The 22,142-nt window shown below is 70.5% G+C and carries 24 protein-coding genes; 11 read left to right on the forward strand and 13 right to left on the reverse strand.

The window, feature by feature from the left end:
• Entirely contained in the window at nt 1-1,218 is a 1,218-nt protein-coding gene (locus ACWD0F_RS27330) for an MFS transporter (RefSeq protein ID WP_449880147.1), read from the reverse strand.
• Between the two features lie 68 nt (nt 1,219-1,286).
• Between ACWD0F_RS27330 and ACWD0F_RS27335 the strand changes: the two genes are divergently transcribed.
• Nucleotides 1,287-1,784, forward strand: coding sequence for a MarR family winged helix-turn-helix transcriptional regulator (locus ACWD0F_RS27335; protein WP_449880148.1), 498 nt, complete (start codon nt 1,287-1,289; stop codon nt 1,782-1,784).
• Between the two features lie 32 nt (nt 1,785-1,816).
• Here the strand turns inward: ACWD0F_RS27335 and ACWD0F_RS27340 are convergent, their stop codons facing one another.
• Complete coding sequence (locus ACWD0F_RS27340; protein ID WP_449880149.1) at nt 1,817-2,668, reverse strand: helix-turn-helix domain-containing protein; 852 nt, start codon at nt 2,666-2,668, stop codon at nt 1,817-1,819.
• Nucleotides 2,669-2,823: 155 nt separating this feature from the next.
• Here ACWD0F_RS27340 and ACWD0F_RS27345 point away from each other — a divergent pair, with 155 nt between their 5' ends.
• The gene (locus ACWD0F_RS27345) at nt 2,824-3,123 is read left to right on the forward strand and encodes a putative quinol monooxygenase (RefSeq protein WP_449880151.1); all 300 of its coding nucleotides are present in this window, start codon (nt 2,824-2,826) and stop codon (nt 3,121-3,123) included.
• Between the two features lie 157 nt (nt 3,124-3,280).
• On the opposite strand, the gene holA is transcribed toward ACWD0F_RS27345, so the two are convergent.
• Both holA and ACWD0F_RS27355 read right to left on the reverse strand, forming a co-directional pair.
• Complete coding sequence (holA, locus tag ACWD0F_RS27350; RefSeq protein ID WP_449880152.1) at nt 3,281-4,252, reverse strand: DNA polymerase III subunit delta; 972 nt, start codon at nt 4,250-4,252, stop codon at nt 3,281-3,283.
• 186 nt (nt 4,253-4,438) lie between these two features.
• Entirely contained in the window at nt 4,439-5,296 is an 858-nt protein-coding gene (locus tag ACWD0F_RS27355; protein ID WP_449880154.1) for a helix-turn-helix transcriptional regulator, read from the reverse strand.
• Nucleotides 5,297-5,382: 86 nt separating this feature from the next.
• Here ACWD0F_RS27355 and ACWD0F_RS27360 point away from each other — a divergent pair, with 86 nt between their 5' ends.
• Nucleotides 5,383-6,165, forward strand: coding sequence for an SDR family NAD(P)-dependent oxidoreductase (locus ACWD0F_RS27360; protein WP_449880156.1), 783 nt, complete (start codon nt 5,383-5,385; stop codon nt 6,163-6,165).
• Nucleotides 6,166-6,259: 94 nt separating this feature from the next.
• Here the strand turns inward: ACWD0F_RS27360 and ACWD0F_RS27365 are convergent, their stop codons facing one another.
• The gene (locus ACWD0F_RS27365; protein WP_449880158.1) at nt 6,260-6,781 is read right to left on the reverse strand and encodes an AAA family ATPase; all 522 of its coding nucleotides are present in this window, start codon (nt 6,779-6,781) and stop codon (nt 6,260-6,262) included.
• 198 nt (nt 6,782-6,979) lie between these two features.
• A complete protein-coding gene (locus tag ACWD0F_RS27370; RefSeq protein ID WP_449880160.1) occupies nt 6,980-7,162 on the reverse strand; it encodes a hypothetical protein in 183 nt (60 codons plus the stop codon).
• Nucleotides 7,163-7,243: 81 nt separating this feature from the next.
• On the opposite strand from ACWD0F_RS27370, the gene ACWD0F_RS27375 reads away from it, so the two are divergent.
• Both ACWD0F_RS27375 and ACWD0F_RS27380 read left to right on the forward strand, forming a co-directional pair.
• On the forward strand, nt 7,244-7,441 hold the full coding sequence (locus ACWD0F_RS27375; protein WP_449880162.1) for a hypothetical protein: 198 nt from the start codon (nt 7,244-7,246) through the stop codon (nt 7,439-7,441).
• Between the two features lie 99 nt (nt 7,442-7,540).
• Nucleotides 7,541-8,182: a histidine phosphatase family protein gene (locus ACWD0F_RS27380; protein ID WP_449880163.1), complete on the forward strand. Its 642-nt coding sequence runs from the start codon at nt 7,541-7,543 to the stop codon at nt 8,180-8,182.
• A gap of 439 nt (nt 8,183-8,621) precedes the next feature.
• Here the strand turns inward: ACWD0F_RS27380 and ACWD0F_RS27385 are convergent, their stop codons facing one another.
• The 4 genes from ACWD0F_RS27385 to ACWD0F_RS27400 form a co-directional block, all read right to left on the reverse strand.
• Nucleotides 8,622-11,699, reverse strand: coding sequence for a ComEC/Rec2 family competence protein (locus tag ACWD0F_RS27385; protein ID WP_449880165.1), 3,078 nt, complete (start codon nt 11,697-11,699; stop codon nt 8,622-8,624).
• Between the two features lies 1 nt (nt 11,700).
• Nucleotides 11,701-12,330, reverse strand: a complete 630-nt coding sequence (locus ACWD0F_RS27390; protein ID WP_449880167.1) for a helix-hairpin-helix domain-containing protein — start codon at nt 12,328-12,330, stop codon at nt 11,701-11,703.
• 662 nt (nt 12,331-12,992) lie between these two features.
• Nucleotides 12,993-13,319 carry a hypothetical protein gene (locus ACWD0F_RS27395; RefSeq protein WP_449880169.1) on the reverse strand — a complete coding sequence of 109 codons (327 nt, stop codon included), beginning with the start codon at nt 13,317-13,319 and terminating at the stop codon, nt 12,993-12,995.
• A gap of 56 nt (nt 13,320-13,375) precedes the next feature.
• Nucleotides 13,376-14,020, reverse strand: coding sequence for a TIGR03086 family metal-binding protein (locus ACWD0F_RS27400; RefSeq protein WP_449880171.1), 645 nt, complete (start codon nt 14,018-14,020; stop codon nt 13,376-13,378).
• Nucleotides 14,021-14,123: 103 nt separating this feature from the next.
• Here ACWD0F_RS27400 and ACWD0F_RS27405 point away from each other — a divergent pair, with 103 nt between their 5' ends.
• The gene (locus ACWD0F_RS27405) at nt 14,124-14,750 is read left to right on the forward strand and encodes a TetR/AcrR family transcriptional regulator (RefSeq protein WP_449880173.1); all 627 of its coding nucleotides are present in this window, start codon (nt 14,124-14,126) and stop codon (nt 14,748-14,750) included.
• 32 nt (nt 14,751-14,782) lie between these two features.
• Here the strand turns inward: ACWD0F_RS27405 and ACWD0F_RS27410 are convergent, their stop codons facing one another.
• The gene (locus ACWD0F_RS27410) at nt 14,783-15,220 is read right to left on the reverse strand and encodes a MarR family winged helix-turn-helix transcriptional regulator (protein WP_449880174.1); all 438 of its coding nucleotides are present in this window, start codon (nt 15,218-15,220) and stop codon (nt 14,783-14,785) included.
• 148 nt (nt 15,221-15,368) lie between these two features.
• Here ACWD0F_RS27410 and ACWD0F_RS27415 point away from each other — a divergent pair, with 148 nt between their 5' ends.
• The 4 genes from ACWD0F_RS27415 to ACWD0F_RS27430 are packed head-to-tail and all read left to right on the forward strand — an operon-like array spanning nt 15,369 to nt 20,350.
• Nucleotides 15,369-16,934 carry an ABC transporter substrate-binding protein gene (locus tag ACWD0F_RS27415; protein WP_449880176.1) on the forward strand — a complete coding sequence of 522 codons (1,566 nt, stop codon included), beginning with the start codon at nt 15,369-15,371 and terminating at the stop codon, nt 16,932-16,934.
• Nucleotides 16,935-16,962: 28 nt separating this feature from the next.
• Nucleotides 16,963-17,901, forward strand: a complete 939-nt coding sequence (locus ACWD0F_RS27420; protein WP_449880178.1) for an ABC transporter permease — start codon at nt 16,963-16,965, stop codon at nt 17,899-17,901.
• A complete protein-coding gene (locus tag ACWD0F_RS27425; protein ID WP_449880180.1) occupies nt 17,898-18,704 on the forward strand; it encodes an ABC transporter permease in 807 nt (268 codons plus the stop codon). Before ACWD0F_RS27420 ends, ACWD0F_RS27425 begins: the two co-directional genes overlap by 4 nt.
• Nucleotides 18,701-20,350: a dipeptide ABC transporter ATP-binding protein gene (locus tag ACWD0F_RS27430; RefSeq protein WP_449880182.1), complete on the forward strand. Its 1,650-nt coding sequence runs from the start codon at nt 18,701-18,703 to the stop codon at nt 20,348-20,350. Before ACWD0F_RS27425 ends, ACWD0F_RS27430 begins: the two co-directional genes overlap by 4 nt.
• Here the strand turns inward: ACWD0F_RS27430 and ACWD0F_RS27435 are convergent.
• Nucleotides 20,347-20,469 carry a hypothetical protein gene (locus ACWD0F_RS27435; protein ID WP_449880184.1) on the reverse strand — a complete coding sequence of 41 codons (123 nt, stop codon included), beginning with the start codon at nt 20,467-20,469 and terminating at the stop codon, nt 20,347-20,349. The two genes, ACWD0F_RS27430 and ACWD0F_RS27435, sit on opposite strands and share 4 nt — an antisense overlap.
• A 17-nt stretch (nt 20,470-20,486) precedes the next feature.
• On the opposite strand from ACWD0F_RS27435, the gene ACWD0F_RS27440 reads away from it, so the two are divergent.
• A complete protein-coding gene (locus ACWD0F_RS27440) occupies nt 20,487-21,362 on the forward strand; it encodes an LLM class flavin-dependent oxidoreductase (RefSeq protein WP_449880186.1) in 876 nt (291 codons plus the stop codon).
• Here ACWD0F_RS27440 and ACWD0F_RS27445 read toward each other — a convergent pair.
• Nucleotides 21,331-22,098, reverse strand: coding sequence for a DegV family protein (locus ACWD0F_RS27445; protein WP_449880188.1), 768 nt, complete (start codon nt 22,096-22,098; stop codon nt 21,331-21,333). The genes ACWD0F_RS27440 and ACWD0F_RS27445 overlap by 32 nt on opposite strands.
• Nucleotides 22,099-22,142: the final 44 nt, after the last annotated feature.

The following is a 22,142-nucleotide window of genomic DNA, read 5'->3' on the forward strand; positions in this document are numbered from 1 at the left end:
TCACGTCGCCGACGCTGCGGGCCGCTTCGCGACGGCGCGGGATGACGGCAGGATCGCGGCCAGGTTGGCGACGGCGACCAGCACGCCACCGGTCACCATCAGCGCCGTCACCCCGGTCACCCCGGCCAGCGGCGCCGCCACCGCCAACCCGAACGGCCGCGACGCGAACGAGATGAGCTGGTCGAACGAGCGCACCCGCCCCAGCGCCTCCTCCGGGATCTCCTCGGCCACCACCGTCTCCCACAACGGGCTGAGCACCCCCAGCCCGAACATCGCCACGAAGTACGCCCCCGCCAGCACCCCGGCAGGCGCCTGGACGGCCAGGACCACCATGGGCAGCAGGTAGCAGCACGCGCCTGCCTGCACCACCACCAGTGGCCGCCGGATGGGCAACCTCGGCGCCGCGAACACGCCCAGGAGCAGGCCGACCGTGCCGCTCTGCACGATCACCATCCAGCTCGCCTCCCCACCCAGGTGCTGGACGGCCGTCAGCGGAGCCAGCGTGAGGAAGAGCCCGGCCATGAAGTGCCAGACGCCGTGCCCGAGCACACAGGCCAGGAACCACGGCCGCCGCCTGACCTCCCGCCACCCGTCGGCCAGATCCTGACCGAAGGAGGCACGCCGAGCCTCGGGCGTACGGTCCTCTCCCGGGGGCACTGTCCGGCCGGAGATCCGCGGCCTGAGCCCGCCGAGCGTGAGGGCCGAGCAAGCGAACAGCAGCGCCGTGAGCGCCGCCGCCCACCCGGGCCCCGCGACCACCACGATCGTTCCGGCCAGCGCCGGAGCGGCCACGGCGGACAGGCTCGTCGCCACACCGATGCGCGCGTTCATCCGCAACCGGTCCTCGGCGGGCGCCACCGCGACGACCAGCCTCGGCACGGCGGGACTGCCGAACGCGATGGCGGCGCCCGCCACGGCCGACAACAGGGCCAGGTCGAGAAGACGGTGCACACCCAGCAGGAGTTCGGAGGCGATGGCGGCCTGCGACGCGCACCGGACCAGGTCGGCGAGCAGGGCGACGCGTTGGGGCCTGAGCCTGTCGGCCAGCACGCCGCCGACGGGCAGGAACAGCAGGAGCGGAACCAGCTCGCTGGCCAGGACGATGCCCAGCGCCCCGCCGTCGCCGGTCGTACGCAGCACCGCCAGCGTCAAGGTCGTCGGAATGAGCGCCGTGGCGAGCGCGGACAGGCAGCGGCCGATCACTAATCGGTTCATCATGGTCGCCGACCATATTTCGTCAGCGAATATTTCGTCAACAAAATACTTGCTACCGTATGATCTCGGACATGGAGGACTCGGTCGATCGCCATCTGGCTCGCTGGCGTGGCAAGGCGCCCTTCGACGAGCGGGTGGAGGCGATCGTCACGCGCATGCAGTCCCTGGTGAAGCACCTGGCCCACACCAAGGCGGCGGCGCTGGCCGAGGTCGGGATCGCCGACTTCGCGTTCGAGACGCTGCACCGGCTGACGGCCCGCGGCGGGTCGGCGACCCCCACCGAGCTGGCCACGGATCTGCTGTTGTCGCCCGCCGGGATGACCGGGCGGCTGGACACGCTCGAGAAGGCGGACCTGGTCCGGCGGGTGCGGAGCACGGACGACCGGCGCCGGGTGGACGTTGAGCTCACGCTCAAGGGACACGAGCTGTGGGTGGAGGCGATGACCATTCGCTGCGAGGTGGAGTCCGGCATGGTGAACACCCTGGACCCCGACGGCCAGGAAACGTTGAACGCCCTCCTCAAACAGCTCCTGGCCGGCCTGGAAACCGACCGCCGACCCCCACGCTGATTCCCCGGCATCGGGAGGCCGCCCCCTGCGAGTCAGAACCTGGTGGTGGACTTTGAAGCGGAGAGGCCGGCCAGCAGCCGCAGAGAGGTGGCGGCCTCGGATTCCGGCGGCGCGCTGTAGATCATCATGGTCATGTCGGGGTCGTCGGGGGCTCGCATGGCCACATAGTCGAGGGCGAGTTCGCCGAGTCGCGGGTGGGCGAATCGTTTGCGGCCTCGGGTCTTGCCTTGGACGCCGTGGTCGGCCCACAGGCGGCGGAAGTCGGCACTGTGCAGGGACAGTTCGCCGACCAGGGTGGCGAGCTGAGGGTCCTCGGGGTGGCGGCCGGCATCCTGGCGGAGGTTGGCGACGGTGTCGCGGGCCTTGGTGTCCCAGTCGGGGTAGAGGTCTTTGGCCGCCTCATCCAGGAACACCAGGCGGGCCATGTTGCGCTCGGCCGCGGGCAGGGCGGGGAAGTCGGCGATCAGGAGACGGGCCAGTTCGTTCCAGGCCAGGATGTCCAGGCGGCGTCCGATGACGTAGGCGGGGACGGTGACGAGTGCCGCCAGGGCCTGGCGCAGTTCGGGGCCGACCTGCTGCGGGCGGCTGGGGCGTCTGCGGGCGCTGCTCGGCTTGGCGAGGTTGCGCAGGTGCGCACGTTCGTCGGGGTCGAGGCGGAGTGCGCCGGCCACGGCGTCCAGCACGTCGGGAGACACGTTACGGGCCCGGCCCTGTTCCAGGCGGGTGTAGTAGTCGACGCTGACGCCGGCCAGCAGAGCCAGCTCCTCGCGGCGCAGCCCGGGGACACGCCGCTGGCCGCCGAAACCGCCCGCGCCGACGTCGTCCGGACGCAGCCGGGCCCGCCGGCTCTTGAGGAACTCGCTGAGCTGTTGCGCACGATCCATATGCCCAGTATTGGCCATTAATGGTGCGTTCTGCCTGGTCCTGCCAGACCCAGGCGGGTCGAGCCCCGGCTGAAGGGAGCTCTGGGTAGTCCTGGGCCGGACCCGGAAGATGGACATCGTCGCCCCGAACACAGCACCAGATCAGGAGTCCTACCGTGTCGAACACCCTCACCATCATCGCCCGCTTCACCGCCAAGCCCGGCGCGGAGGAGCGGCTGCGCGAGGAGCTGAACGCGATGATCGCGCCGTCCCTGGCGGAGGAGGGCTGCCTGGGTTACCAGCCCTACGCCGACCCCGCCCGTGCCGACCGCATGATCATCGTGGAGGAGTGGACCAGCGGCGCCGCGCTGGAGTATCACTTCTCGCTGCCGCACTTCAAGCACGTCGCCCAGGCCCTGGACGAGATCCTTGCCGAGCCGTTCACGCTGCGCCGCCTGACCGACGTGCCCGCCTGACCGACGTGCCCGCCTGATCCTGCCTCAACGGTCCGCCTGCGAGTCCGCGTGCTCTTCATGGGTGCGCGGACTCCTGGGTCGCGCACCCCACCCCCTACCACGAATACGGCCCCGCCGGACCTGTGCGGGCTGCCTAGAACACGGTCCTCAGCAGCCCTTACCGCCCGGTGCGACTGGCCACGATGACCTGGACCGTGTGCTCCAACGCGTAAGCCGGATCGGCTCCCCCGCCCTTGACCTGCTCATCCGCTCTGGCCACCGCCTGGATCGCCCGCGAGAGCCCTTCCGGCCCCCAGCCGTTCAACTGCCGCCTGACCCGATCGACCTTCCACGGCGGCATGCCGACATGGCTGGCCAGCTGGCCGCCCCGCAGGTTGCGCGGGGCGCTGCCGACCTTGGCCAACGACCGCAACCCGCCGGCCAGAGCGCTCACCAGCAGCACCGGTGCGACGCCGGTGCCGAGCGCCCACCGCAGTTGTTCGAGGGCATCCGCCAGCCGGCCCTCGACCGCGGAGTCCGCGACATTGAACCCGCTGACCTCGGCCCGCCCCTTGTGATAGCGAGCCACGGCGGCCGGGCCGATCGTCTTCTCCTCCGTGTCGAAGGTGAGCTGGCTGCAGGCCGCGGCCAGCTCCCGCAGATCGTTGCCCACGGCATCGAGCAGCGCCTGAGCCGCCTCCCCGGAAACGCTCCGCCCAGCCCGCTTGAACTCCCCCTTGATGAACTCCAGCCGCTCCCCGGCCTTGGTGATCTTGTTGACCGTGACCACCTTGGCCCCGGCCTTCTTCACCCCGTCGACCAGCGCCTTGCCCTTGACCCCGCCTGGGTGCGCCAGCACCAGCACGGTGTCGTCGGCGGGCCGCTTGGCATAGGTCACGATCTCGGCGATGACGTCTTTGCTCAGATCCTGCGCCGACCGGATCACCACCACGGAACGATCGCCGAACAGGGATGGCGAGGTGAGCTGCATCAGCTCACCGACCGCGACCTTGCCCCCCATCAGGTCATGCACCTCGGCACCGGCATCAGCGGCCCGCGCCGCCGCGACGACGACACTCACCGTCCGCTCAACCAGCAACTCCTCATCGCCGACGACCAAGGTCACGAGTGCTGGATCGGTTCCCGCCATGTCAGGCAGCATGCCATGCGCGGCCGACAACCTGGTACTCATCGCTTTCCGCGCCCTCATCCCCGTGCGGCTGTGAGCGATGGACGGCGGATGAGACCGGTGCTCGGCGCCACGCCCCGGCTGGAGACGATCCGCTGAGAGCGGTATCTCGCGTCCCTCTATGCCTGGGGACCGTGTCCGGCTCCGTCAGCGTGACCTGCTCGCTTTGACGTACTCGGCTCCAAGGACGTTCAGCAGAGCCAGGGCTTCGGCGCCGGGCGATCCTGGTGGCGCGCTGTAGAGCACGAGGTACTGGTCGCGGTCCGTGAGGGTGAGCGAGTCGCAGTCGACGGTGACCTCCCCGACGACCGGGTGACGGAACGTCTTCGTGAGCATCGGCGCGGCTTGCACGTCGTGCCGCTCCCAGAGCCGGGCGAACTCGGGGCTGGCGTCGCGGAGCTCGTCGACGAGTTCGCTCACCACGGGGTCGGACGGGTACCGGGCGAGGGTGGATCGCAGCTCCATGACGACCTGGAGCCGGAACTCCGCGGCGTCGGAGATCCGGTACTGCGTCGCATCGGCGCGCGCCGGCCCGAGGAATGCCCGGCGCGCGAGATTACGCTCCTGCGGGGCGAGGTCAGTGAAGTCCTCCATGAGCGCGGCCGCGAGGTCGTTCCACGCGAGCACCTCGAACGTGGCCGACATCACGAAAGCGGCCGTCTGCGGCAGCCGCTCAAGGAGCGCGAGGATGCTCGGTCGGACGTCGCGCCGGTGCAGTCCGGTACGGCTCGGCGCGGTTCCCGCGAGGACGTGCAGGTGGCCGGACTCGGCGTCCGTGAGCCGCAGTGCGCCTGCGATCCCGGCGAGGACCTCGCCCGACGGTCGCGGCGCCCTGCCCTGCTCGAGCCGGACGTAGTACTCCGTGGAGATGTGCGCGAGGACGGCGACCTCCTCGCGGCGAAGTCCCGGTGTCCGGCGTCGCGGGCCCGAGGGCAGCCCGACGTCCTGCGGCCGGAGCCGCTCACGACGGCTACGGAGAAACGCCCCGAGTTCCTGTTTGTCCATATCCCAAGTGTGCACGCTGCGCGGCGATGGATCCTGGTACCGTCCGTGCCTGTATACGGCCTGGTGGACGACCTGACACTGTCGTCATGACGAACAACATCGACACCGCACCCATCGGCCTGCTCACCGGCAAGGTCGTGTTCATCACCGGCGCCAGCCGCGGCATCGGGGCGGCCGCGGCCGGGCTCTTCGCCTCCGAGGGGGCCGCCGTCGTGCTCGCCGCCCGCAACACCGACGCCCTGCAGCGGATAGTCACCGAGATCCGCGCCGACGGCGGCGTCGCCGACGCCGTCACCCTGGACCTCGCCGACCGTGCGAGCATCCGCGCGGCGGTCGACCGCGTCGAGGAGCTGCATGGACGGCTCGACGGCGCGTTCAACAACGGCGGGGTGGGCCAGCAGCCCGGACCGCTCGACATCACGAGCGATGAGGACGTCGAGGAGCAGTTCGCGGTGAACTTCCGGGCGCACTGGACCGCCATGACGGCTGAGGCCGCACTCATGCGACGGAACGGTGGCGGGGCGATCGTCAACACCTCCAGCATCGGCAGCCGCCGCGCGAACCCCGCCCTCCCCGCGTACGGCGCCATGAAGCGCGCGCTCAACAGCATCACCGAGACCGCCGCGGTGAGCTGGGCCCGTGATGGCATCCGGGTGAACGGCGTCACCCCCGGCGGCACCGCCACGGAGATGATCGACGCGTGGGAGGCGGCGACCCCTGGCATCGTCGAGCACATCAAGGCATCGATCCCGCTCGGACGGATGGCCGAACCCCGTGAAGTCGCCGAGGTGGCCGCGTGGCTGCTCAGCGACCGGGCATCGATGGTGACCGGCGCGATCGTGCCGGTGGACGGCGGCGCCGGCGCCTGAACCGGAGATCTCGGGCACGCCGTCGTCGTACCTCAATGTCGAGAGAGCTGACGAGATCAGCAGGCGGCAGCGATGAGGTGCCTGAGATCGGACCTCAAATCTTGAGGGCCTCCGCGATCTGCAGGGCGGCCTGGGCGGGTGTGAGGTGCGTGGTGTCGACGACCTCGGCCTGGCCGTGTAGCCACGTGCGGGCCGCCTCGGCGTAGGGCTCGAGGTATTTGAGACGGAATGGGGAGGGGCCAAGAAGAGTGTCCCCCTCGATGCGCCCGCGCAGGGTGTCTTGGTCAGCGTGGAGGACGAAGTGCCTTACCGGGATGGCATGGTGGGCAAGGCCCGTGCTGATCTCACGCCAGTACTGCTCGACCAGGACCGTCATGGGCATCACCAGAGTGCCGCCGGTGTAGTCGAGTACGCGGCGGGCGGTCTCGACGACGAGCTGCCGCCACGGCGGCCAGTGCTGGAAGTTGTCCGTCCCGGGCAGCCCCGGCGTGATGTCCATGAGCGTCTCGCCGACCTTCTCGGCGTCGAACACCCGTGAGTCCGGGATCAGTTGCTGCACGAGTGCGCTGGTCGTCGTCTTGCCTGCCCCATGAGTGCCGTTGAGCCATACGATCACGGAACTCGATGCTAGCGCTGTGCGGGCCCGCGTCATTCTGAGCGGGCCGTTGAACCGTCGTCGTTGTCCCCGCACGAGATCATGCGACACCGGCCGAGGTTGGCGTGGACTCTTCGAGTCGGGGCTTCTCCGCTGCGTCAACTCGAAGGCGGAGGCATCTAACGCAGGCTTCTCTGAACTGGTGCTAGCGGGTGCGGATCACGTCTCGTCGGAGCCGATTGCGGCGTTCAGCGCGCGCAGGGCGTCATCGTATTGGTGACGATCGAACTGGAACGGACCGAATGCCGTGGGCATGCCAGACACCCGCCGGCCCGTCAGTCGCTCGACCGGAAGCAGCACGTAATGCGCAGAGAAGAACACTGGCTCAAGAACCGTCGCCACGCAGAGTAGCCAACGTGCGAGTGCCCACTTCTACGGCCGGGCCCAAAACAGCGAGGACGCCTGGAAGAGAGTCGCGACAACTTGATCGCCCGCATCGCCGAGGCCGAGCGCGAAGGTTACTCGGCGAAGGCGAGGACCTTCGGGTCAGCATGGCTGGCCGCCGCCGAAGGCAAGCTCACCCAGCTCGACGACCTCGCGGCCTGCGGCACCACCCTCCACCTGAGGATGTCGCACTTCTCTCACGTCGTCGGTTGCACCATCGCCGGTTACAGCCCGTGACCACGGTCGGCGACAGAGCCGTGATCATCGACATTCAGAGAACTCGTGAACCACTCCTAAGATCACCAAATAACAGCCTCCAACAGGAAGAGTTCACTCATGCGCACCATTTACGTCGTCACCCATCCGGAGGCGACGCACCACGTCGAGGGGGTTGTCGGCGGTTGGCATGATTCGCAGCTGACGCCAGCCGGCCTAAGCGCGGCGGCCTTCATTGCCCAGGCGCTGCGGGCCCAGATCCCGGACGGCGCCGATGTGGAGCTTTTCTCATCGGATCTGCAGCGCACCCGGCAAACGGCCGAGAAGGTTGCCGAGCTGTTCAGCGTGAAACCAATCCTGGACCGCAGGCTACGGGAGAAATCCTACGGAGAGGCGGGGGGAAGGCCACAGGAGTGGCTGGACCAACGATTCGTCCCGCCGCCGGCTGCCGGGGAGCGGTTGGAACACGACGAGGGCGTGGGAGGTGCCGAGAGCAAGGCGGCGTTGGCGCAGCGCATCTACGCGGCCATGGACGACATCCTGCAACGCCCCTGCGAACACCAGATCATCGTGACGCACGGTGGCTCCCTGACATTCGTCGTGACTTCCTGGATCAAGATGCCGATCCAGGCGGTCGGTCATGCCAGTTTCCGGGTGCCATCCGGCAGCATCACCACGCTGCGCGAAGACGACTACTTCCACAACCGCACGGTCGTCAACCTCGGTGACACCCGCCATCTCGACTCCGCCGAAGCTGGCTGACCTCTACCTGGCCCGCTTCGACGGCTAACGAGGTGACGTGCCACCGCTGAGCGGACTCCGTCCCATGATGCTGCGCCAATCCGCAAGAGCCGGGGCGCCCGCGACAAGCCGAGCGGCGGGCTATCAAAGACTGTTGCGGCCACGTTCAGCCACCTAACAGGTTCTCGATGACCTTGAACCTCCTTCAAGATCAGTTCGGCTGACAAGTGTGTTCATGAACACAGGGGCTTAAGAAGGGGGCGGCGGCTGACCTCGGACGCGTAGGCGGCCCAGTCGCCAGCGGATGCGCGTTGCCAGGTGACGGCCACTGTGATGCGGACGCCGAGCTCGGCGCCCCGGCTCCACCGGACACCATGCGGCTCCCCCCGGCCCACCGGACACCATGCTGCTTCCCTGTTCCCCGGACCCACGCTGTCCACGATTCCCCGAACGTCTAGACCTACGGTCCGCGCGGAACTATGGCGATTGTCGCGTCTCGCTCCACGACCGCGAGATCGCCGGACTCGTCGGTCCGGTAGATGGCAGCCCCGAACCGGCGCAGGAGGGCGATCGTGGAAGGGGCCGGATGACCGTAGTCGTTGTCGGCGCCCACGCTGATCAACGCCGCCCGTGCGCCCAGAGAGGACAGGAAGGCCGGAGACTGTCTGTTCGATCCGTGGTGCGCGGTCTTGAGGATGTCGGCCCGGACGGGGAACCGGTGCAGCAACTCGTCCTGGGCCTCCGTTTCGAGGTCGCCGCTGAGCAGAATCGAGCCGACTCGCCAGCGTACGTGGAGGACCACGCTGGAATTGTTGATCGCACTGCCCTCGCCCTGCCCGTTCAGCTCGCTTGTTGCGGGGTCGGGGCCCAGCACGGTCACCTCGGACGGGCCGAATCGCCAGCGAGTCCCGGGGGCGGCCGTCCATTCGGGTATGCGGCGGTGCGCCAATGTGGCCGAGATGCGGGTGATGGCAGGTGCGCCGGTTCGCTCGGGGCTGACGAGCACGGCCCCGATGCGCCTGTTCCTGAGCACTCCGGGAAGGCCGGCCACGTGGTCGGCGTGTGGGTGGGTAAGGACGAGAAGAGGTACGTCGTCAACGCCGATCCTGCGTAGGCATCGGTCCATGATCACGGGATCGGGGCCCGCGTCCACCACGACACCGCGACCCGGCCCGGCGGCGATGACAAGACCATCCCCCTGCCCCACGTCGCACATCACCATCAGCCATCCCTTGGGCGGCCAGGGGCCGGCAATGGGGCGGACCACCAGTACGGCGACCAGCGCACCAGCGGCCGCCGTCATGGCCAGCATCCGCCACGCGCGGCGTCTCAGGATCGGGATCGCGATGACGACCGTGAGGGCGAGCAGGCCCAGCCCGGGGAGGCCCCCGGGCCACGGCACGGTGGCGAACGGCATGGTCACCGCCCAGCGCGCCACCATGATGATCCACCCGACCGCGTACCCGGCCGGGATGACCAGCAGTCTTGCCGCATCCGGCCAGATGGGCGCCACCAGCGCCGCACCGAAGCCGAGCAGCGTGGCGGGGGCGACCGCTGGGGCTACGAGCAGATTGGCGAGCACCGCGATGGGGGTCAACTGCCCCGACATCAACACGAGAACGGGGGTCACGGCCACCTGAGCCGCCGCCGGCACGGCCACCGCTTCGGCCACCCACCGTGGCAGTCGGTAAGAAGGCTGGGGCTTGGAGTCGTTGCCTCGCGCTGTGCCCTGGGCGCTACCTGAGGATGACGCTCCTCGGACATGACTTGAGGAGGCGGCGTTTCCGGTGAGACCCGGGGATGAGGCGTCCTGGGCATGACGATCTGGAGTGTAAGCGGCTTGGACGGTGTTCGAGGTGGAAGCGGCCTGGGCGGTGTCCAAGGTCGAACCGGCCCGGGCGGCGTTCAACATGGAAGCAGCCTGAGCGGTGTTCCACGTGGAAGCGGCCTGAGCGGTATCCAAGGTCGAAGCGGCTTGGGTGCGGTTTGGGCAAGGTGGTCTGAGGGGGTGTTCGTTGCCGGCGGTCTTGACATGACCGGAGGCTTGAGGGCGGGTGCCTGCTTGGGTCTTCGTACCTGGCGTGTCGGTCTGGTCTTCTGTCGCTGACAGGGCGTCTCGCCAGCGTGGCGCGAGAATGAGGATGCCTGCGGTCGCTGCGACCGAGAGCGCGAAACCGTAGGAACGGGCCAGTTCTGGGGCGAAGAGCATCAGGAACAGGACGGTTGCCGACAGGGCGGCGAAGCCGTCCTTGGCCCGGCCCGTTCCCAGGGCGGTGGCGGCGGCCAAACCCATGAGGAGGGCTCGGAGAACGCTCGGGGAAGGACGGGCGACCACGGCGAACGCGAGCATCGCCATGACGGCGAAGACAGCCCTCGCCGGTAGAGAGAGGCCGAACAGCCGGGAGAGGGCCAGTGCGGCACCTGCGACGATGGCCAGGTTCGCCCCACTGACGGCGTTGAGGTGGGACAGGCCGGCTTCCTTGAGGTCGGCTGAGACCTGCGGGTCCATGCGGGACACGTCACCGACGACCAAGCCGGGAAGCAGACCTCGTTGGTCCGGAGGGAGAACATCGGTGGCGGCTCGCAGGCCTGATCTGAGGGTGCCCGCTGCTGTCTGGAGGGTGGATGGAGGTGTCAGGACCCGTGCTGGGCCCCGTACCAAGAGGATGGCCGCCACCAGGTCTCCGGGGGTCGGCTCCGCCAGGCGGCCGGTGACTTCGAGGTGCTGGCTGGGCAGGAGGGTGCTCCAGGCGCGTCCGCTGGCGAAGACGGTGATCGGGACGTTGACGGCTTGCCGGGTTCTGGGCGTCTGGATCATCTCCAGGGTGGCCGGCGTTACATAGCTGTCCTGGTTGAAGTGCCCGCCGGTGCTGGGGCGGCGTTTGGGGTCGTCTGTGAGGACGATCCGGGCGGTGATGGTGGCGTTCTTCTTGGCGAGTACGGTCGCCGGGCCTGCGGTGAGGACGTGGACGCGGAAGGCCACCGATGCTGAGGCCGCCGATGCGCAGATGAGCGTGGCAAGAGTGATGTTGCGCCATGTGGTCGGCAAGAACAGCCGTGGCAGCAGCGGGTTCCCGCCCTTCGCCATGAGGCGACCGCCTCCCGGCTCCGGATGAACGTCCCCTGGGCCACCGCCTCCCAGCTCGGCTCGACCGTCAGCTGACTCCAGATCACCGCCTCCCGGCTCCGCGCGACCGTCAGCTGACTCCAGATCATCGCCTCCCGGTTCCGCGCGGCCGTCTCCTGGGTCCGGGTGGTACGGCGATCGAGTTCGCCGGGCAAGCGACTGCTGTGAGGCGCGGGGGCCTCTTGCTGTGGTGCGCGTTTTCGAGGCGTGCGTGAGCCAGGCCACGGTCGCGGCGGCCACAGCTGTGGAGATGGCGGTGATCAGGCCGATGGTCGCGGAGCAGCCGAACAGAGTCAGAGCGCTGGCCCATGCGGCCACGGCAGGGAGCACCAGAGGCCAGGCGTGGTCTTTGGTCTCGTTGTGCGGGCCCGTGTGTGGCGGGTGGGTCTCCGCGCCGCGGTCGTCGGGCATGTCAGATCCGGACCTTTGTCTTGATCTCGTCGAACTTCCGTGCGCCGATGCCGCTCACTTCACGGAGTTGGTCGACAGAGGTGAAGCCGCCGTGAGTCGTTCGGAACTCGGCGATGCGTGCTGCCAGAACCTCGCCTATGCCTGGAAGCTGTTCGAGTTGGTCCGGGGTCGCGGAGTTCAGGTCGAGGATGGCGGTGGCGGGGTCTGCCGCGGGAGAGCCTGGGAGTGCTGGGCCTGCGGCGGCGGCTCCCACGACTATCTGCTCGCCGTCGAGCAGGCGTCTGGCGAGGTTGAGACCGCCGGTGGAGGCGCCTCGCGACACCCCTCCGGCCGCTGTCACCGCGTCTGTGACCCGGGATCCCGCGGAGAGGAGGTAGACGCCGGGGTTGCGGATCTTGCCGGCTATGTGGACGGTCACCTTAGCGGTCGGGGACGGAGTCGAGGGTGCGATCGGGGTGGGGGGTGGCGGCAGTGGTTGCGGGACGGGCTGGGAGCGCCAGGCGAAGTAGGCGGCCACGGCTATTGCCACGGCGGCCACGGCCAGGAGCACCTTGAGGCCTGGCCTGCCGGGGTCGAGGGAGGGGGTCTGGGAGGCCACGGCGTTGCGGAATGCCTGGAAGGTGGGTGGCATGGGGGCTGGGCCACTGCGGGTTTCGAGCTGTGGGTGAGTTGACCTTGCCCGAGGTGTGTCGTCGTCTTCGCGGAGTGGTTTGTCGCCTTGGTCCCAGAGAAGCGTGCCATTGCCATCGCCATCGCCTTCACGGGTGGCTGGGCGGCTTGGGGGACGGCTGTGGTGGTCGCGCGTCGGAGGTGTGACGGTGTTACGGCTGCTTGGAGTGTGGGCTTGTGTTGTGGCGCTGCGGTTGCTCGCTTCGAGCTCAACGGGCTCACCCAGGCCGCCGACCGGTTCGCCGAGGAGTCGGCGGGGTCGGCGGGCGTGGGTGGTGAGTGATCGTAGCCGGGACTCGGCTATGGCTCGCTCTGCCGTTGGATCGGGGGTTCGCACGTCAGCGAAGGTAGGGCTTCGGTGGTTGCTACGAAGGGCCCGAACGGCGTTCTGTGGACGGGGGTGGGTGGCGGTGCGAGGCTGTGGATAACGGAGCTGCCGGCCGGACTCGCATCGGGGCCCGGCCTTACTCCGGTTACGGGCACGGTATGCGACAGGGCGAGCCCGTCACCCGCACCCCCACCAGCGCCGATCGTCCCCAATCAAGCTCTGGCTCGAATCAAACTCTGCCTCGAAACAGCCCCGGGCCGAAGCAGCCCGCGCCCCGAATCAGGCCCCGCCTTGAATCAGGCGGCGGTCTCGTACAAGTACGGCCGGGCCTCCGCCCAGATGGCCGCGGGTTCGCAGCGGGCGGCCTGCCAGGTGGTGGACGTGAGTTGTCCCCGCCCGCGGTAGCGCCGCACGATCGCGACATGTTCCGGCCACGCCACGAACCGGTGCAGAGCCTCCTCGTCCCGCCAGACCGACACCGAGCCGCACCTGCGCTCCAGCGGTCGCGCCCACAACCACATCCCGACCGCGCCGTCCAGCCGCGGCCAGGCCCGGCGCAGCGTGGAGCCGGATCGGAAGATGCCGGGCAGGTCACGCCCCGTGCCGGCTCGAAACGCGGTCACGGCGACCAGTACGGGTCCGTCGATGTCCGCGGCCGGTCCGGGCGTCCACGAGCTCCTCAACATGACGGCGTCCACGCCGGGGAGCGGCCGAGCAGCCCGAGCAGCCGTTCGAGGTCCGAGGCGCCGGCCGGCACCGGCACCCGGGCGCCGAAGGGCCTGCCCGGACCGCGAAGGCGCGGGGTGTCCGGCCATCGGGCGGCGATCGCCAGCGCGCCGGCCACCGACTCCTCGTCGATCGGGTACGGCGCACCGATGGCGGCGGCGATGTCCCATCCGTGCACGAGGAAGTCGACGACGTGCATGCCGATGGCGACGCGGCCGGGGAACACGCCGAACTCGCGTACCGCGATCCGGCGGTCGTAGACGTCCTCGGCCGCGAACGCGGCGGTGACCGCGACCGCGGACTGCTGGAAGGCACCGTGCGGGTCGTCGCCGAGCACGCCGCTGTCCCACACAGACCGGTGCGGGTCGTCGCCGAGCACGCCACCCTCCCCCACGAACTCATCCGCCGCCATGCCGGCCACCACGGCAGCGAAGCCGTGATTCTCGCTCACCATGTGGCGCAGCAGCTCGCCCAGGCTCCAGGCCGCGCACGGGGTGGGTCTGGCCAGGTCCTCGGGCCCGATCCGGGCGATCAGCAGGCCGGCGGCCGCCAGCGCCCGCTGGTCGAGATCGCGCTCGTCGACAGAAAACGTGATCACGATTCATCCACCTCCATTTTCAGCACGAACGTTCGTGCATGGATGGGGACGCTACCACGATGCGCCATACTTAGACGAACGTTCGTGCCTGAAAGGAGCGACGATGGCAGGCCGGCCACGAGACGAGCGCACGCGGAACACGATCCTGCGCCGGGCGGCGGACATCGCCTCCAAGGACGGCCTGGAGGGCCTGTCGATCGGCCGCCTGGCCACCGACCTCGGCGTGAGCAAGAGCGGGCTCTTCGGCCACTTCGGCTCCAAGGAGGAGCTGCAGCTCGCCACGATCCGGGTCGCGGCGGGCGTCTACCTCGACGAGGTCGTCCGGCCCGCGCTGACGGCGCCACCGGGCCTCGAACGGCTGTGGCGGTTGTGCGACAACTGGCTGAGCTACTCCGAGCGGCGGGTCTTCCCCGGCGGATGCTTCTTCTACACGGTCGGCGCCGAGTTCGACGCCCGCCCGGGGCGCGTACGGGACGCCGTCGCCGCCGCCGGCCAGGAGTGGAGCCGCCTGATGACGCTCACCATCGGCGAAGCGCGCGGGCTCGGCGAGCTCATCGACGACACCGAGGCCGACCAGCTCGCCTTCGAGCTGGTCGCGTTCATGGAGACGGCCAACGCCCTCTCCCTGCTGCACGACGACCCCATCGCCTACCAGCGGGGCCGGGCCGCCGTCCGCGCCCGCCTGCGCGCCGCCGCCACCGGCTCCGCGGCACCGCCCTGGGCGGACTGAAAAAGTCGCCCGGGCGAGCATGGGAAGGACGCTCAGGTCCAGCGCACCCCGGTCGCGGCGGTGTGCCCGGCGAGGATGAGCACGATCGCGGACGACACCCGCTCCCGCTCGGCGTCGTCCAGGCCGTCCAGCAACAGGTCGAGCCGCCCGGTCACGGCGCCGTGAGCCGCGTCGGCGACCTGCGCGCCCTGCTCGGTGAGCGCGACCCGGCAGGCCCGCCGGTCGTGCGGGTCCGCCAGGCGCAACACGAGGTCGCGTCGCTCGATCCGGTCGACCAGCCCGGTCAGGCTGGACCTCTCCAGGTGCAGCGCCCTGCCCAGGTCGCCCATCCCCATCGGACCCCGGACGAGCCGGCACAACAACTGGGTCTGCTGCGGGGTCAGGCCATGATCCCGGCTGACGTCGGCGAACACGTGCTGCACCATGTGGGACACCCGCACCAGCGCGTCGGCCAGTCTCAGCACGTCCATGGCATTCCCCATATTCCAGAGTGTATTTGACGGTTATCCATCTGGCGCTCTACATTGCTCGCAGTACGAATTATGCGTACTACGAACTACTAGCTGGACCAGGCCCGCCGTACCAAGGCGTGCCCGCTCTTCCCGGAGAGAGCCACGGATGTCGCATCATCGGATACCCCTCACCCTCGCCCTGCTCGCCCTCACCGGCTCCCTCGCTGCCTGCGCGGAAAGCAGCGGTGCGACCGACCCCGGTGGCACCCTGCGCGTCGGGATGCCGGCCGACCCGGCCTGCCTGGACCCCCAGCAGACCGGCCAGCTCGTCACGCTCGACATCAGCAGATCGCTCGTCGACACGCTGACCGACCAGGACCCCCGCACAGGGAAGATCGTGCCATGGCTGGCGACCGCGTTCTCGGCCTCCGACGACGCCCGCAGCTTCACCTTCACCCTGCGCGAGGGCGTCACCTTCAGCGACGGGACACCGCTCGACGCCCACGCGGTCAAGGCCACCTTCGACCGGCTGGCCAAGCTCCCGGCGAACGGCGCTGCCGCTTACCTGCACGGTTACCAGGGCACCACCGTCGTCGACGCGCGCAACCTGCACGTGGACTTCGACGCGGCCAACGCCCAGTTCCTGCAGGCCACGTCCGGCACCGGGCTCGGCATCCTGTCCACGGCGACCGCCGGCACGCCGCTGGCCGACCGCTGCCGCGGCCGGTTCGTCGGCTCGGGCCCGTTCGTGCTCGACCACTACGCCGCCAACCAGGAGGTCGTGCTGAAGCGCCGGCCCGGCTACGCGTGGCCGTCCTCGCTCGCCACCACCAAGGGCGCGGCCCGCCTGGCCGAGGTCGCGTTCGTGTTCATCCCCGAGGCCGGGGCGCGGACCGGCGCGCTGAGCTCACGGCAGGTCCAGGTCGCGGAGAACGTGCAGCCCGCCGACCAGGACACCTTCACCAAGGACGGCTTCCGCCTGCTCGTCAGCCAGGCCCCGGGCCTGGTGCCGCCCCTGTCGCTGAACCACGCCGGAGTGCTGGCCGACGAGCGGGTGCGCCAGGCCCTGCTGGTCGCCATCGACCGCGCCGACCTGGTCAAGACCATGCTGAGCTCGCGCTTCAAACCGGCCACCGGGGTGCTGGCCACCACCACTCCCCAGTACGTCGACCAGAGCGACAAGCTGCGCTACGACCCGGCCGCCGCCGAGAAGCTGCTCGGCGAGGCCGGCTGGCTGCCGGGCCCCGGCGGGATCAGGGTCAAGAACGGCAAGCCGCTGACCCTGAACTGGCTCATCCCGGCCCCGATGCCCCCGGTGAACGAGTACGTCCAGCAGCAACTGCGCAAGGTCGGCGTGGACGTGCAGCTGAACGCGGTGCCGCCCACCAAGTACGTCGAGCGGCAGCAGGCCGGCGACTTCGACCTCACGGCGGTCGCCATCACCCGGGCCGACCCCGACGTCCTGCGCAGCGTCTTCTACTCCAAGAGCGCCAACCTCTGGCACCTGCCGCCGAGCAAGCTCGACTCCTACCTCGAACAGCAGGCGGCGGCGACCAGTGACACGGCGCGCGGCGAGGCCGTCACCAAGGCGGCCGAGTGGATCATCGACCACGCCCACACCGTGCCGCTGTACGAGAACACCCTGGTGCACGGCCTCTCCGACAAGGTGAAAGACCTGGAGACCGACGCGTCCACCCGGCTCGACCTGCACGACGCCTGGCTCGCGCCGTGACGCACGGCCACACCGAAGGCGGCCGGCCGTGCTCCGCTACGTGAGCGGGCGGCTGCTGCAGGGGCTGCTCGTCGTCTGGGCGGCGTTCACCGTCGCGTTCGTGGTGCTGCGGCTGCTGCCCGGAGATCCGGTCGCGCTGATGCTGAGCGGGCGCAACGGCTTCGAGGCCGTCTCCGCCGAGGAGGTCGCCAGGACCCGGGCCGAGCTCGGTTTCGACCGCCCGGCCTGGGAGCAGTATCTGTCCACGCTGGCCGACGCCGTACGCGGCGACTTCGGCCAGTCGATCCAGACCGGGCGGCCGGTGTCCGCGATGATCACCGAGGCGCTGCCGCCCACGCTGCAGATCGGCCTGATCGCGCTGGCTCTGTCGCTGGTGGTGGGGACGGCGCTGGGCGTTCTCGGCCATCTGCCCGGCTCCCGGCTCATCCGGCAGGTGCTGCGCTCGTTGCCCTCCCTGGGCATCTCGCTGCCGTCGTTCTGGGTCGGCCTGGCGCTGATCCAGGTGTTGTCGCTGCGCTGGCCGCTGTTCCCCTCCCTCGGTGGCGCCGGGTTCGCCTCCGCGGTGCTGCCCGCCTGCACCCTGGCCGTCCCGGGCACCGCCATGGTGGCCCAGGTGCTGGGCAAGAGCCTGCACGGCACGCTGCGCGAGCCGTACGCCGACACGATCCGCGCGACCGGGGCCGCTCCGACGCGGCTGCTGCTGGCACACGGCCTGCGCAACGCGGCCATCCCCGCGGTGACCGTGGTCGGGCTGCTGACCGGGAACCTGATCGGCGGCGCGGTCGTCGTGGAGACCGTCTTCTCCCGTCCGGGGATCGGGCGGATCGCCCAGTTCGCGGTCGCCACCCAGGACCTTCCCGTGGTGCAGGGCGTGGTCGTGGTCGCCTCGCTGGTGTTCGCCGGGGTGAACCTGGTCGTCGATCTGCTCTACCCGGTCCTCGATCCACGGATCCGGGTGGCGACATGAGCCGGGTGGCGCGTCCCGGCGTGCTGCTGTCGGTCCTGGTGCTGCTGGTCGTGCTGGGCTGGACGCTGGCGCCCGCCCTGTTCGCCGGCCAGAGCCCGCTGGAGGGGGTCACCGCCGAGCGGTTGCGGCCGCCCGGCGCGGAGCATCTGTTCGGCACCGACCAGCTCGGCCGCGACCTGTACGCGCGGGTCGTGCACGGCGCGTCGTTGTCGCTGCGCGCGGCGCTGGCCGCGATCGGCGTGGCCCTGGTCGCGGGAGGCGCGCTCGGCCTGCTCGCCGGGTTCTTCGGCGGCCGGGCGGACGCGGCCATCATGCGGACGCTGGAGGTGGCGCTGTCCATCCCGCCTCTCCTGCTCTCCCTCATGATCATCAGTGCGCTGGGGTTCGGCACGCTCAACATCGCGATCGCCGTCGGCGCCGTGAGCGTCGCGGGGTTCGCGCGGGTCATGCGCGCCGAGGTGCTGCGCGTGCGCACCGCCGCCTACGTCGAGGCGGCCGTGCTGAGCGGCGCCCGCTGGTGGCGGATCCTGCTGAGGTACATCCTGCCGTCGGCCGCCGGGCCGGTGCTCGCCCTGGCCGCGCTGGACTTCGGGCTCGTCGTGCTCGCCGTCTCCGCGCTGAGTTTCCTCGGCTACGGCCAGCCGCCGCCGGCGCCCGAATGGGGGGCGCTGATCGCGGGCGGACGCGACCACCTCGCGACCGCGTGGTGGCTGACGACGCTGCCGGGCCTCACCGTCGCCGCGGTCGTGCTGGCGGCCAACCGCATCTCGCGTCTGCTGGAGACCGACAGGAGACTGCCATGACGTCACCGCCCAGCCCCGAGCCACTGCTGACCGTCACCGGCCTGCGCATCGCCTACCGGACCCGGTCGGGATCCGTCACCGCCGTCGACGGGCTCGACCTGGAGGTGCCCGCCGGCGAGATCACCGCCGTGGTCGGCGAGTCCGGCTCGGGCAAGAGCACCACCGCGCACGCCCTCATCGGCCTGCTGCCCGAAGGGGGCCAGATCGCGGCGGGCAGCATCCGCTTCCAGGGCGAAGAGCTCGCCGGGCTCGGCGAGAAGGGCTGGCGGGACGTACGAGGACGGCAGATCGCGCTGATCCCCCAGGATCCGGGCATCGCGCTCGACCCCGTCCAGCCGGTCGGGCGGCAGGTGGCCGCGGTCCTGCGGGTGCACCGGCTGGCGGCCGGCGCGGCGGCACGGGCCCAGGCGGTGCAGCTGCTCGCCGAGGCCGGGCTGCGCGAGGCCGCGACCGTGGCCCGCCAGTACCCGCACGAGCTGTCCGGCGGCATGCGGCAGCGGGTGCTCATCGCCATCGCGACGGCGGCCCGGCCGCGCCTGCTGATCGCCGACGAGCCGACCTCGGCCCTCGACGTCACCGTCCAGCGGCGCATCCTGGACCACCTCGAAGCCCTCGTGGCCGCGACGGGGACCGCGATGTTGCTCATCACCCACGACCTGGGCGTCGTGGCCGACCGTGCCGCGCACGTCGTGGTGATGTCGCGGGGCAACGTCGTCGAGGCCGGTCCCGCCGGGCAGATCAGGACCGCGCCGCGCCACCCGTACACCCAGCGGCTGCTGGCCGACGCGCCGGCGCTGACGAGCAGACGTCTCACGCCCGCCCGCGGCGGCCCGGACACGCCGCTGCTGCGGGTGCGCGGGCTCGGCAAGACCTTCCCGGTACGGGGCGGCACGCCGTGGCAGCGGCGGACCAGGAACGCCGTCGACGACGTGAGCTTCGACATCGCCAAGGGCGCCACGCTGGGCCTGGTCGGCGAGTCCGGCTCGGGCAAGACGACCACGGCCCGGCTGATCCTGGGCCTGGAACGGCCGACGGCGGGCACCGTGCACTTCGCCGACGAGGACGTCACCGCCGTCCGGGGCGCGGCCCTGCGGCGGCTGCGCCGGCGGGTCCAGCTCGTCCACCAGAATCCCTACGCCTCGCTGCATCCCCGCTTCACCGTGGCGGAGCTGCTGGCCGAGCCGCTGCGCAACTACGGCGTGGGCGACGCGGCCGGCCGGGCGGCGACCGTGCGCGAGCTCCTGGACAGCGTCGCGCTGCCCGCCGCGCTCGCCAGCCGCAGGGCGGCCGAGCTGTCGGGCGGCCAGCGGCAGCGCGTCGCCATCGCCCGTGCCCTCGCGCTGGACCCGGAGCTGGTGGTGTGCGACGAGCCCGTCTCCGCCCTGGACGTCACCGTGCAGGCCCAGATCCTGGAGCTGCTGGCCCGGCTCCAGCGCGAACGCGGTCTCAGCTACCTGTTCATCTCCCACGACCTGGCCGTCGTCCGCCAGGTCAGTGACGAGATCGCGGTCATGCGCGGCGGTCGCGTCGTGGAACAGGGCGAGACCGGTCAGATCTTCGCCGACCCGCAACATCCCTACACGAAGGAACTGCTCGCGGCCGTTCCCGGTTTCCGGGCCGCATCGGAGGGACCCCCATGGAGCTAGACCTTCATCACCTTCGGCACTCTGCCGCCCGATCCGCGCACCACGTTCACGAAATGCACGGGCAGCCCCCAGGGTCGGCGGACCCCCGACGTGCCGTCGCGCAGGGCGACCGGCCCCATCACGAGGAGCGGAAACTATGAGCGCCATCTCGGGCAACCGGCTGCGCTTCGGCGCGGGCGGCGCCGTCACCGGCCTGTCCGCCGGTCAGACGCTCGACCTCGCGCAGAGCGCGGACGAGCTGGGTTACGACCTTTTCACGTTGAGCGACCATCTGCACGGTGAGCGTCCCAGCCTGGAGCCGCTGACGGCGCTGAGCTGGATCGCCGCCCGCACCAGCACCATCGAGGTCGGCACCAACGTGCTCGCCCTGCCCTACCGCGAGCCGCCCGTCGTGGCCAAGACCGCCGAGACGATCGACCGGCTGTCCGGCGGGCGGCTCGTGCTCGGTCTCGGGGGCGGCGGCTTCGACCACGAGTTCGCCGCGTTCGGGCTCACCGCGCGTACACCGGGGCAGAAGGTCGCGGCGCTGCGCGAGGCGATCGGCGTCATCCGCGGCCTGTGGACGCGGGAGTCCGTCTCCTCCGACGGCGCCCACTACACGGTCAGGGACGCGGCGATCGCGCCGCGGCCCGCGCATACGATCCCGATCTGGCTCGGCTCCTACGGCCCGCGCTCGCTGGCGCTGACCGGCGAGCTCGCCGACGGCTGGGTGCCCTCGATCGGGCGGATCTCCCTGGAGCAGGCCGTCGCCATGCGCAGCGTCGTCCGGGAGGCCGCGCGGTCCGCCGGGCGCGATCCCGACTCGATCACCTGCGCCTGCAACGTGCGGGTCTCCCTCGACGCGGCCGGGCCGCCCGGGGTCATCTCCGGCGACGTGCCGGCCGTGGTGGACGGCCTCACCGCCATCGTGGCGGCCGGCTTCAGCTTCCTGCTGCTCAGCCTGCCGACCGTAGGCGAGCAGGAGCTCTTCGCCAAGGAGGTCATTCCGCAGGTGCGTGCGCGCGTGGAGTGACGGTGAGGCCGAGCATGCCCGGGCCCACGTGTACGCCGATGACCGCCCCCATCTCCACCACCCGCAACTCCGCCGGCCCCGGGATGCGCTTCGGCAGCCGTTCCGCCAGCGCCTCGGCTCGTTCGCGTGCTCCGAGATGCTGGACCGCCACGTCCACGGGCCCTTCGCCCGCGGCCCGCACCGCAAGGTCCTCCAGCCGGGCGAGCGCGCGCGAAGAGGTGCGGACCTTCTCCAGGAGTGCGATGCGGCCGTCCACCAGGTGGAGCAGCGGCTTGATCATGAGGGCTGAGCCGAAGAGGGAGGCCGCCGTCCCCATGCGGCCGCCGCGGCGCAGGTGGTCGAGGGTGTCGACGTAGAAGAACGTCTCGGTGGTGTCCATGCGGCGGCGGGCGGCCGACGTCACCGCCTCCAGGGTGGCGCCGGCCGCGGCGGCCCGCGCCGCGGCCAGCACCGGGTAGCCGACGCCCATCGCGATGGAGCGGCTGTCGACGACCTCCACGGGCACGGGGGCGTCGCGTGCGGCCGTCAGGGCGGACTCCAAGGTGCCCGACAACTCTCGCGACAGATGGATGGAGACGATGCCCGTCGCCCCCGCGGCGGCCAGGGAGGCGTAGCAGGCGGCGAAGCGGGCCGGTGCGGGGCGTGAGGTGGTGGCGGAGCTCAGATCGCCCGCGGAGACCTCATGGACCGAGCCCTCGTCGTATGACACCCCGCCCACGATCACCTGAACGGGCACGACCGTGACACCCGGAACCGCAGGCAAGTAGGCGGTTGAATCCG

Source organism: Nonomuraea sp. NPDC002799, assembly GCF_053592075.1.

Excerpts from the sequence above, each read along its gene's own strand:
- ACWD0F_RS27330 (WP_449880147.1), bottom strand. The coding sequence starts at position 1,218 with ATGATGAACCGATTAGTGATCGGCCGCTGCCTGTCCGCGCTCGCCACG.
- ACWD0F_RS27335 (WP_449880148.1), top strand. The coding sequence starts at position 1,287 with ATGGAGGACTCGGTCGATCGCCATCTGGCTCGCTGGCGTGGCAAGGCG.
- ACWD0F_RS27340 (WP_449880149.1), bottom strand. The coding sequence starts at position 2,668 with ATGGATCGTGCGCAACAGCTCAGCGAGTTCCTCAAGAGCCGGCGGGCC.
- holA (WP_449880152.1), bottom strand. The coding sequence starts at position 4,252 with ATGGCGGGAACCGATCCAGCACTCGTGACCTTGGTCGTCGGCGATGAG.
- ACWD0F_RS27355 (WP_449880154.1), bottom strand. The coding sequence starts at position 5,296 with ATGGACAAACAGGAACTCGGGGCGTTTCTCCGTAGCCGTCGTGAGCGG.
- ACWD0F_RS27360 (WP_449880156.1), top strand. The coding sequence starts at position 5,383 with ATGACGAACAACATCGACACCGCACCCATCGGCCTGCTCACCGGCAAG.
- ACWD0F_RS27380 (WP_449880163.1), top strand. The coding sequence starts at position 7,541 with ATGCGCACCATTTACGTCGTCACCCATCCGGAGGCGACGCACCACGTC.
- ACWD0F_RS27385 (WP_449880165.1), bottom strand. The coding sequence starts at position 11,699 with ATGCCCGACGACCGCGGCGCGGAGACCCACCCGCCACACACGGGCCCG.
- ACWD0F_RS27390 (WP_449880167.1), bottom strand. The coding sequence starts at position 12,330 with ATGCCACCCACCTTCCAGGCATTCCGCAACGCCGTGGCCTCCCAGACC.
- ACWD0F_RS27405 (WP_449880173.1), top strand. The coding sequence starts at position 14,124 with ATGGCAGGCCGGCCACGAGACGAGCGCACGCGGAACACGATCCTGCGC.
- ACWD0F_RS27410 (WP_449880174.1), bottom strand. The coding sequence starts at position 15,220 with ATGGACGTGCTGAGACTGGCCGACGCGCTGGTGCGGGTGTCCCACATG.
- ACWD0F_RS27415 (WP_449880176.1), top strand. The coding sequence starts at position 15,369 with ATGTCGCATCATCGGATACCCCTCACCCTCGCCCTGCTCGCCCTCACC.
- ACWD0F_RS27425 (WP_449880180.1), top strand. The coding sequence starts at position 17,898 with ATGAGCCGGGTGGCGCGTCCCGGCGTGCTGCTGTCGGTCCTGGTGCTG.
- ACWD0F_RS27430 (WP_449880182.1), top strand. The coding sequence starts at position 18,701 with ATGACGTCACCGCCCAGCCCCGAGCCACTGCTGACCGTCACCGGCCTG.
- ACWD0F_RS27435 (WP_449880184.1), bottom strand. The coding sequence starts at position 20,469 with ATGGGGCCGGTCGCCCTGCGCGACGGCACGTCGGGGGTCCGCCGACCC.
- ACWD0F_RS27440 (WP_449880186.1), top strand. The coding sequence starts at position 20,487 with ATGAGCGCCATCTCGGGCAACCGGCTGCGCTTCGGCGCGGGCGGCGCC.